Below are 9,655 nucleotides of genomic sequence, written 5' to 3'. Positions count from 1 at the left end.
GCACCACGCAGTGTATCCTGCGCCGTGCGACCATCAATCCCACGTTTCGCCAGTCGAGCGGCGACACCTCGATTGCTGATCGTTTGGCGCGACGCTTGTTCGACGAGGCGACGCGCAAGCAGCTCATCGGATAGGAGTTCAAGCGCTGACAAGCGTCCCACCGCAACCTGACACGCTGTTTCAGAGAATCCTTTTCGTTTCAGATAGCGCACGAGTTCACGCTTCGAGCGCGCGCCCCGCTCCAGATACGTCAAACCCTGTTCATACGCGTTGAGGTCTTCTTCATGCTTTGTCAGTTCGCAGTGCAACGCATCCGTATAAGCCGTTCCCGGTTTTACGCTGAGTTCAAGGAGAGACATTGCATGATAGGGGCCGCACACCGTTTCATTCTCAAGGATGAGTACGCGGTGAGAACGCCTCTTTGGATCATCTTCAATTCGTATTATTCGCGCCACGGATCAATCTTCGAAATCGAAATCATCGTCGTCATCTTCAGTTTGAACCTGCGGTGCGTCTTTTGGCTGCGCCACGCTCGTTAACGTTTTTTCGCGAATCAATCGTTCAATCTGATTCGCAATCTCCGCATGCTCTTTTAGAAATTGTTTCACATTTTCTTTGCCTTGTCCCAGTCGTTCTTCGGCAAACGAGTACCAAGCGCCGCTCTTCTGGATGACTTCGAGCTCTGCGCCGAGATCGACAAGGCTTCCTTCCCGCGAGATGCCTTCCCCAAACATGATATCCACTTCCGCCTGCTTGAACGGTGGCGCCACTTTATTCTTGACAACTTTGATTTTCGTTCGATTCCCCACCATGTCATTTCCTTGTTTCAAAACTTCCGCTTTGCGCACCTCCAAGCGGACAGACGCGTAAAACTTTAGCGCGCGACCACCTGTCGTCGTTTCTGGATTGCCAAACATCACGCCCACTTTTTCGCGAATCTGATTGATAAAGATGGCAATCGTGCGCGATTTGTTTATCGCACCGCTCAATTTGCGCATCGCCTGAGACATGAGACGCGCGTGAAGACCCACATGTGAATCTCCCATATCCCCCTCAATCTCTGCCTTTGGGACAAGTGCGGCAACCGAGTCAATCACAATCACATCGACCGCTCCACTGCGAACGAGCGCCTCGGCAATTTCAAGCGCCTGCTCTCCTGTATCCGGCTGAGAAATCAAAAGTTCATCGATATTCACACCGAGTTTTTGTGCGTACAGCGGATCCAGCGCGTGCTCCGCATCGATAAACGCAGCCTGTCCACCAAGTCTCTGTGCCTCTGCGATGGCGTGCAGTGCAACAGTCGTTTTTCCGGAAGATTCTGGACCATAAATTTCAATCACGCGACCCTTTGGAAATCCACCGATGCCAAGCGCAATATCAAGTGCGAGCGATCCAGAAGACATCACTTCGACATTCATCGTCGAACTGGCTTCTCCGAGTTTCATAATCGAACCTTTACCAAACTGCTTTTCAATTTGCTTGAGCGCCAAATCAAGCGCCGCTCTGCGGTCTGCCAATGGTATCCCACCCTGATGGTAATAATTCAAAACACGTACAATCCATTTCTAGTGGATCATGTTCAAAACAACCTATCTTGATCTTGAAGAGAGACTATCAAGGATTGCGAGTTGATCTCACACGTATTGTACTACGACTTCATAAAAATACAAACATCTGTTCGTGTATCTCCAATACGAGCAAATCCTAGAGAACTCATCAGTACATTGTGAATCGACCCTGCGCATTGTGCATCGTTGCGAAAAAAGAAGACCAACCGCTTGCGCAGTCGGCCGATCCCAGAGAAACGCTATTCAAGCCAGGGGTGCAACAAGTTCAATAAGGACGTCTTCCACCGCCGCCGCCACCGCCACCCGAACGCGGACGGGCAGGCTCAAGATTGACACGTGCACCGTTGATGCGCGATTGTCGCAGCGACTCATAAACGAACGGCGCCGATTCTTCCGCAATCTCGATAAACGTAAACTTGTCAAAGATGTCGATTTTCCCAATCGCCGTTGTCGGCACGCCAGACTCCTCTGCAACCGCGCGCACCAAATCGCCAGGGCTCATGCGCGCACTCCGACCGATGTTCATAAAGAAGCGCACCATTCCGGAACCGCCGCCAGTCTCCCCGAAGCTGTACGTATCGGTTGTCTCTGCCTCTAGTTCACCAGCACTCGCCAGTTTCAGCGCGGCTGCCGCCAAATCAATCGGATCAAACTCATCAACGAGCTTCCCGAGAATTGCGCGGTAGTGCGCGAGACCACCCTCAATGGTCGTGCGCTCAAGGCGCTCGCGCCAGAGTTCAGCCTGCCGCTCTGCGACGTCTGCAACCGACGGCACTTCGCGCGGTTCGATGATCGCTTTTGTATCACGTTGAATCGACTTGAGCAGTTTAAACTCACGCGGTGTGGCAAGCGTAATCGCTAGCCCACGCTTACCCGCGCGCCCCGTGCGGCCAATGCGGTGAACATACGACTCGGTGTCTTGCGGCATATCGTAGTTGACGACGTGCGTCACGTTGCCGACGTCAATTCCGCGAGCTGCCACATCCGTCGCGACGAGAAGCTCAATATCCCCCGTGCGAAAACGCTTCATGACGCGATCCCGCTGCGCCTGACTCAAGTCACCGTGCAAACCGTCCGCGAGATAGCCACGCGAAATCAGCGCCTCCGTAAGCTCATCCACGCCGCGCTTGGTGCGGCAGAAGATAATGCCAAGCGTCACGTCTTCACTGTCGATGATGCGGCAGACGCTCTCCAGTTTGTTTCGATCGAGTACTTTATAGTAGTACTGGTCAATCAGCGGAACCGTCAATTCATTTTTTGCCATCTGTACGTGTTCCGGATTGTTCATATAGCGATTGGCCAAGCGGCGAACTTCCGTCGGCATCGTCGCCGAGAACAAAAGCGTTTGGCGATTGGCCGGCGTCTCTTTTAAGATGGACTCAATGTCATCGATGAAGCCCATGTCAAGCATCTCATCCGCCTCGTCAAGCACGACCGATTGCACTTGGTCAAGCTTGAGCGTTCCGCGACGAATATGATCGAGAACGCGTCCTGGTGTTCCAATCACCACGTGCACACCTTGCTCAAGCGCGCGAATCTGATGGCCGATCGATTGACCGCCATAGATTGGCAGCGTGCGCACACGCTTGAATTTCGCAATGCGACGCAGTTCCCCAGCCACTTGAATCGCCAATTCACGCGTTGGCAAGAGAATGATCGCCTGCACGTGACGGCCTGTCCCTGATCTGTCAACCAGCGGTATGCCAAACGCAGCTGTTTTCCCTGTACCCGTTTGCGCTTGACCGATCACATCTTTTCCTTCCATGATCAGCGGAATGCACACCGTCTGAATCGGCGACGGCTCTTCATACCCCATCTCGCTAATCGCTTCTTGTACCTTTTTATTCAAATTAAAATCCACAAACGAAGTCATTCGATCACCTTATCCCTTCAATTTCATGCGATCTACCGATCCCATGATCCTTCATTCCTTCTTCATTGCCTGAATCACTAAAAACAACGCATGCTTTGCCGCGCGAATGCGCACTTGTGTGCGATCCCCCGAAATGAGTCGGCGCGTTACGTTCGTAGTCTTACCATCTGTCACACCGATATAGACGAGTCCTACCGGTTTTTCTTTCGTTCCGCCATCCGGCCCGGCAATGCCCGTCACCGACACCCCTACATCTGAACCTGTGGCGAGGCGCACACCCTCTGCCATGGCGGCTGCCACCTCTTCACTGACCGCGCCGTGCGCCTGAAGCATTTCATTCGAAACCTGGAGCAGTTCCATCTTCACGGCATTGTCATACGCGACAACCGACCCGCGAAGCGCGCGCGAACTACCTGCGCAGTCCACCAGCAGTGATGTCAAAAGTCCACCTGTACAGCTCTCGGCAAACGACACCGTCTTTTTGTTCTCAACCAGCCGCGCAAGCGCAACTGAAGCAAGATGATCGTCATCATAGCCATACACGTATTTGCCGAGGCGTCTTTCCATCTCAGCCTGTATGGGGTCGATCAAGCGGTGAGCCTGTTCGGCCGTCTGCGCACTCGCCGTGATGCGAAATACCATCTCGCCTTCAGATGCGAGCGGCGCGACCGTGGGATTTACGCCTGCCATCAAATCTTTTACCTCGAGTTCAGCAGATGACTCGCCGATTCCATAGAGGCGCAAGACGCGGCTGACAATCGCCGATTCGCCCATAAGGTTGACAAGACGCGGTCGCACTGACTCCATATACATCGGTCGCATTTCAAGCGGTGGCCCTGGTAGAAGGAAAATGTGCTTCCCAGCCGCCTGCACATACTGGCCAGGCGCTGTTCCCCGCGGATTCGGCAAAAAAATCCCAGTGCCAACCCGCCACGCCTGTTTCTTGTTATTCTCCGTAGGTGTCCGCCCGAGTCGCTCAAAATACGGTGTGACATGCGCTACAAACGCTTCTTCATCAAACGTAAGCGGCAAGTCGAACGCGCCCGCCACACCTTCACGCGTCAGGTCATCCTCCGTGGGACCAAGCCCCCCCGTCAATAGGATAACGTCCGAACGCTTCGCCGCCTCTTTCAAGAGGGCAATCAATCGCTCAGCGTTATCCCCGACGGCCGTGTGATAGAACACAGAGATGCCGATTGCCGCGAGGTCTTGAGAGAGAAATTTTGCGTGCGAGTTGTCAATTTGACCCAAAAGAATCTCCGTACCAACCGCGATCAATTCGGCTCTCATCACCGTTCCTCCTGTCACACCCACTGAGAATGATCGAAAGGGGCAGCATCCATCTGCACATTGCGCGAGTTTTACCTTACCCCTTATAAACGTTCACTCACTGTGAAACCCTGATCACGTTCCAGTTTTTCACAAAGTAGTCGACCCCGCTCAAAATGGTTAGAACTACGGCAAGGTCAATCGCAATGGTTGCAAACGGAACATGAATGAGTGAGAAGGGGAAGTTGTTTAACAAAAGCGCGACGAGCGCGACCATTTGCACGCGCGTCTTCCATTTGCCAAGGCTACCGGCGGCGATCACGATACCGTCATCCACTGCAATCAAGCGAAGACCCGTAACCGCAAACTCGCGACTGACGATGACAATTACAACCCACGCGGCGACTGACCCTTGCGCAGCGAGCGCAATCAGAACAGCATTAACGAGGACTTTATCGGCGAGAGGATCGAGAAACTTCCCGAAATTAGTGATTTGATTGTAGTTGCGAGCAATGTACCCGTCAATACCGTCTGAAATCGTCGCGATAACAAACAAAACGGTCGCCAACAACTGATTTCCATACAACACGGTGCTCCCCATCGCAATGCGAAAAAAATGCATCGGAGTGAGCATGAAAAAAATGACAACTGGCATGAGGAGAACCCTGGCTACCGTAATGCGATTGGCCAGATTCAACTACACAGCCTCCCCGACGAGATCAAAGTCAAATGCGTGCGTAATGCGGACCGGAATAATCGAACCGACCGTGAGTCCATCACCTTTGACGTAGACAACGCCGTCGATTTCACGCGCGTCAAAGGATGTTCGTCCGATAAACGAAGCGTTTGCCGCATCATCGGCGCCCTCAATGAGAACAGGAACAACCGAGCCGATAAAGCGCTCCAATCGTTTTGCGGCGACAATACGTGCAACTTCCATCAGCTCACTAGCGCGGCGCTCTTTGACGTCCTGATCCACTTGATCCGGAAATTCTGAAGACGTTGCGCCCTCTTCGGCAGAGTAGGTAAACACGCCGACATGGTCAAACGCAAGCTCCTGCACAAACGCCTTGAGCGCCTCAAAATCCGTCTCCGTTTCCCCGGGAAATCCGACGATAAAGGAAGAGCGAAGTACGACACCTGGGATTCGCTCGCGCATCTTCGCAACCAATTCGCGAATGTGACGCTGCCGGCCCGGCCTTTGCATGGAGCGCAAGATGTGATCCTGCGCGTGTTGAAGCGGCATGTCCACATACTTGACGACCTTGTCAAGCGAGCGAAAAGCCTCAATCAACTCATCGGTAAAGAAGGCAGGGTACGCATAGTGAAGACGAATCCACGCTAAACCTTCAACCTGTTGAAGTGCGCGCAGCAACTCCGGAAGGTTACGCTTACCGTACAAATCCATGCCAAATTGCGTGGAATCCTGCGCAATCAAGTTGACTTCCCGCACGCCATCTGCAACGAGATGTTCCACTTCGGCAACGATACTCTCGATCGAGCGAGAGCGAAACGCGCCACGCATTTGCGGAATGACGCAAAACGTACACTGGTGGTCACAGCCTTCAGCGATTTTCACATACGCAGAAGCCTGAGACTTTTGACGAACGCGAGGTGTATGTTGATCGTAGATATACACGGGGTTACCAACAAACTTTGGTCGCTCACCACGCTGTGCAAGCTCTGTCAGTTCGTGAATCCGGGTAAACTCTCCCGTGCCCACCACGCCATCGATCTCAGGAATTTCAGCCAAGAGTTCATCTGCGTAGCGTTGAGCCATGCAACCTGCAACGAGTAACGTCTTTTTCGTGCCGTCCTTCAATTTTGCCATTTGCAAAATGGTGTCGATAGATTCCTGTTTCGCCGCATCGATAAACGCACACGTATTCACGACAATTACGTCTGCGTCTTCTGCATCCGCCGTCAATGTATATCCTTTTTCGGACATCAACCCGGACATCACTTCAGAGTCTACCAAGTTTTTTTCGCAACCTAACGTTACGACCGCGATTCGACGAGACAAGAACGTTCCCCACTTTCGGCAAGGCAAAAAAATGGAGCGGTTGCCCGCCACCGACGTTACACATCTTTACCTGTAAAGGAGTATACCAAACGATGAGCGTCTGTGTCAAAAAACACAGAACACCTTAGCGATAATTGGTGAACTGTAATTCAACAGACAGATCTTGTTTTCGCAAAAGAGAGATGACTGCTTGCAAATCATCTTTATCTTTTCCAGTAACGCGCACTTGATCGCCTTGGATCGATGGCGTGACCTTAATTTTGCTGTCCTTGATCACCTTCACGATCTGCTTTGTCACATCCGAATCAATTCCGGTCTTGACCGTGACCACTTGGCGAACCATACCACCTGCAGCCGGCTCCAGTTTCCCATACTCTAAAAACTTGAGAGAAACCCCCCGTTTAATCAGTTTCGACCTGATGATGTCAAGCACGAGCGACAGCTTATACTCATCGTCACTCGTCATGACAATCTCTGCCTCGCGCTGTGCGATCGCGCTTTTGCTCCCCTTAAAGTCGAAACGCGTCTCTAACTCTTTTTCCGACTGATTCACCGCGTTGGCGACTTCTTGCATATCCGGTTTTGATACGACATCAAAGGATGACTCCTTTGCCATCTGTCATTTCCCCCTTACGCCTGAAACGCGTAGTGATAGACGCCCACCGCAGAATTTGACGGCACCACGTGATGGTTTAGCGCAATCGAGACCACTTGATTTTTCCCGAGCCAAAAAAAGACCGGTCCCTGTATGGTAAACTGCTTTGACTGTCCGGCATAAAGCGTACCGCTAAACACGTTCTGTCCACCTGCCGTCACCTGCATCCAACATGAGGTACTTTGTACTTGAACCGTGTAGGTCACAGGTTTGGTGGTCGCGATTCGATACGTCGACTGTGTATTGGTCTGGCCAACAAGCGTAAAGACAGGAGCGGCCGACGACGTCGATATTCCCGGCACATTTCCGTGATGCGCGGCAGTGCCTTGACCTGTTTTACTGTGCGGTTGCTTACTCCCAATGTGCGGAGTAACTTTTGGCGCGGGAGATTTGGAGACTGCAGAAGAGGCGTGATGCATTCCAATAAGCGCCCAAATTCCACCTCCGACGATCACGATCGCCGCGAGAAATCCCATCAAGATGCCACTCACTGTCATTGGAGACTTTTCTTTTGGCGCGCTCGAGACAACCGTCTTTCGCTGAATCACCGGGTTTGGCAAACGTTTTTGTTGCACCCTTGCGGTGCGCGGTTCGCGCGCTGACTCCTCCGCAGAAGGCGTCACGACATCGCGCACATTTCCAAGGTAGAGATTGGTGAGTTCTGCACCATTTAAACCTAGATAGTCAGCATAGCTTCGCACAAAACCGCGCGTATACACATCCGCTGGCAACCGCTCATAGTCGGCATCTTCGATCGCTTGAAGATACCTTCCGCGCACCTTTGTCGCCTCGACCGCATCTTCAATTGAGAGCCGCTTGCCTTCACGCGTTCTTCTCAGATAGTCGCCAAGTTCGCGAAGTCGCGTGTGCTGTGCCTCCGGTTTACGAATTCCGTCGTTTGGCATGCGTTCACCTCCTCACATCGTGCCTTTATTCAGAATGTCCTTATAGTCGATCGTCTCATCCGGGTGATTGCGCAACTCAATGATGCGATCGAACAAATTCCATTGAAACTCCGTGCGATTGACAAAAAAGTCAGGATGCTCAATGATTTTTGGCGCATTCAAGCGCAAGATTCGTCGCACCAGACGCAGATGATCCTCGTTTCCTCTCATTGTCGACACAATCCCGTCAATGATATACACGTGATCCTCTAGACTTAACTCATCTTCATCCAAATCGGTTCGCAGCGTCTGCTTCAGCAGCGTTGAGCTGACAAACGTCCAGCGCTTCCCTGCGTAGACGCTCGCCGCAACAATCGACTCCGTCTTGCCCACGCGCGGCATTCCGCGCACGCCCATGACTTGGTGACCTGGCGTTTTCAAGTGCTCACCCATAAAGTCAACGAGAATTCCTAGATCTTCTCGCGTAAAACGAAATGTCTTTCGCTGCTCATCGTCATGTTCAATCAAACGACCATGGCGCAACGCCAGACGATCGAGCAGCGTTGGCGGGCGAAGCGCCGTGACCGTGATGTTGCCGACCTGGCGAAGAATTCCTTTTAGCGTCTCAATTCGTTCAGGCTCATTGGTGCGAAGCAAAAAGCCGCGCTTGCGCTCCGCGACACCGCTCACCGTCTCAATGTTGATTGAGAGCATCCCCAAAACCGACGCAATGTCGCCGAGCAATCCAAATCGATCGTGATGAATATGATACTCAAAGTACCATTCTTCCATCTGTCGTTCCTCCCTCCTAACTCGCGGATGAAGATCCAATCTATGCTTTCTTTTTGGCAATCTTGATCGCTTGGAGTTTTGTGGCGAACACTGGCAATCCGTACGATGAGAGCGCCGCATCCGTCGGCGAAGCTAAGGCATACGCAGTCGGTTGCAACGTTCCCCGTTCAAGGAGTAGACGATAGCGAGAAATCGCGGCAGCCCCATAACGACCCGCCTGCGAAATGAGCACATCACTCAAGCCCACAGGAATCGAGATCGTGCCAGAGGCGCTTTGCTTTTGCGCAATGACGTGATAAACCGCCTGAATCCCCCGCGCCAGGATGACACCGTGCGGAATGCGCAAAGCGGCATTTGGATCAATCTGCCCTGTCAAGTCGATGAGTTTCGCGCCAGCCTGCGCGAGTGAGTCAATCTCCTGTTGACTTATCGGAGAAAAGACAACGACCACCTGTCCCGCCCGCGATACACTCAGTTTGCCTGAAGAATATCTCACATCGACCAATGCGCTTTTTGAGTGCGCCACATTCAACCCTGAGGCGATCGCTTCAAGCAGACCAGACCTCTGTGCCGCTCCATACACTTCGATGG

The 9,655-nt window shown here is 52.5% G+C and carries 10 protein-coding genes; all 10 read right to left on the bottom strand.

The window, feature by feature from the left end:
* A partial coding sequence (locus tag AYW79_RS14230; protein WP_197461048.1) for a regulatory protein RecX occupies positions 1-455 on the bottom strand: 455 nt, incomplete at its 3' end.
* Positions 456-458: 3 nt separating this feature from the next.
* Positions 459-1,517, bottom strand: coding sequence for a recombinase RecA (gene recA, locus AYW79_RS14225; protein ID WP_067567234.1), 1,059 nt, complete (start codon positions 1,515-1,517; stop codon positions 459-461).
* A 316-nt stretch (positions 1,518-1,833) separates the two neighbouring features.
* Positions 1,834-3,441: a DEAD/DEAH box helicase gene (locus AYW79_RS14220; protein WP_067567231.1), complete on the bottom strand. Its 1,608-nt coding sequence runs from the start codon at positions 3,439-3,441 to the stop codon at positions 1,834-1,836.
* A 51-nt stretch (positions 3,442-3,492) separates the two neighbouring features.
* The gene (locus tag AYW79_RS14215; protein WP_067567228.1) at positions 3,493-4,731 is read right to left on the bottom strand and encodes a competence/damage-inducible protein A; all 1,239 of its coding nucleotides are present in this window, start codon (positions 4,729-4,731) and stop codon (positions 3,493-3,495) included.
* Positions 4,732-4,828: 97 nt separating this feature from the next.
* A complete protein-coding gene (pgsA, locus tag AYW79_RS14210) occupies positions 4,829-5,407 on the bottom strand; it encodes a CDP-diacylglycerol--glycerol-3-phosphate 3-phosphatidyltransferase (protein WP_067567225.1) in 579 nt (192 codons plus the stop codon).
* The gene (gene rimO, locus AYW79_RS14205) at positions 5,408-6,733 is read right to left on the bottom strand and encodes a 30S ribosomal protein S12 methylthiotransferase RimO (protein ID WP_067567223.1); all 1,326 of its coding nucleotides are present in this window, start codon (positions 6,731-6,733) and stop codon (positions 5,408-5,410) included. It lies immediately after the preceding gene.
* Between the two features lie 124 nt (positions 6,734-6,857).
* Positions 6,858-7,349 carry a YajQ family cyclic di-GMP-binding protein gene (locus AYW79_RS14200; RefSeq protein ID WP_067567220.1) on the bottom strand — a complete coding sequence of 164 codons (492 nt, stop codon included), beginning with the start codon at positions 7,347-7,349 and terminating at the stop codon, positions 6,858-6,860.
* 14 nt (positions 7,350-7,363) lie between these two features.
* Positions 7,364-8,293 carry a helix-turn-helix domain-containing protein gene (locus tag AYW79_RS14195; RefSeq protein WP_067567218.1) on the bottom strand — a complete coding sequence of 310 codons (930 nt, stop codon included), beginning with the start codon at positions 8,291-8,293 and terminating at the stop codon, positions 7,364-7,366.
* A 12-nt stretch (positions 8,294-8,305) separates the two neighbouring features.
* A complete protein-coding gene (locus AYW79_RS14190) occupies positions 8,306-9,064 on the bottom strand; it encodes a DUF3388 domain-containing protein (protein WP_067567216.1) in 759 nt (252 codons plus the stop codon).
* Between the two features lie 40 nt (positions 9,065-9,104).
* Positions 9,105-9,655: hypothetical protein (locus tag AYW79_RS15945; protein WP_197461047.1), on the bottom strand; the 551-nt coding region annotated here is incomplete at its 5' end.

Source organism: Ferroacidibacillus organovorans (assembly GCF_001642725.1).
In the GTDB taxonomy this organism is placed as follows: Bacteria; Bacillota; Bacilli; order Alicyclobacillales; family SLC66; genus Ferroacidibacillus; species Ferroacidibacillus organovorans.
The sequence above is the reverse complement of the archived record's forward strand: the minus strand, read 5'-3'. Positions and strand labels throughout refer to the sequence as shown.

What these genes read in the sequence shown, in the direction of transcription:
- AYW79_RS14220 (WP_067567231.1), bottom strand. Translation starts at nt 3,441, where the DNA reads ATGACTTCGTTTGTGGATTTTAATTTGAATAAAAAGGTACAAGAAGCG.
- AYW79_RS14215 (WP_067567228.1), bottom strand. Translation starts at nt 4,731, where the DNA reads ATGAGAGCCGAATTGATCGCGGTTGGTACGGAGATTCTTTTGGGTCAA.
- AYW79_RS14200 (WP_067567220.1), bottom strand. Translation starts at nt 7,349, where the DNA reads ATGGCAAAGGAGTCATCCTTTGATGTCGTATCAAAACCGGATATGCAA.
- AYW79_RS14195 (WP_067567218.1), bottom strand. Translation starts at nt 8,293, where the DNA reads ATGCCAAACGACGGAATTCGTAAACCGGAGGCACAGCACACGCGACTT.
- AYW79_RS14190 (WP_067567216.1), bottom strand. Translation starts at nt 9,064, where the DNA reads ATGGAAGAATGGTACTTTGAGTATCATATTCATCACGATCGATTTGGA.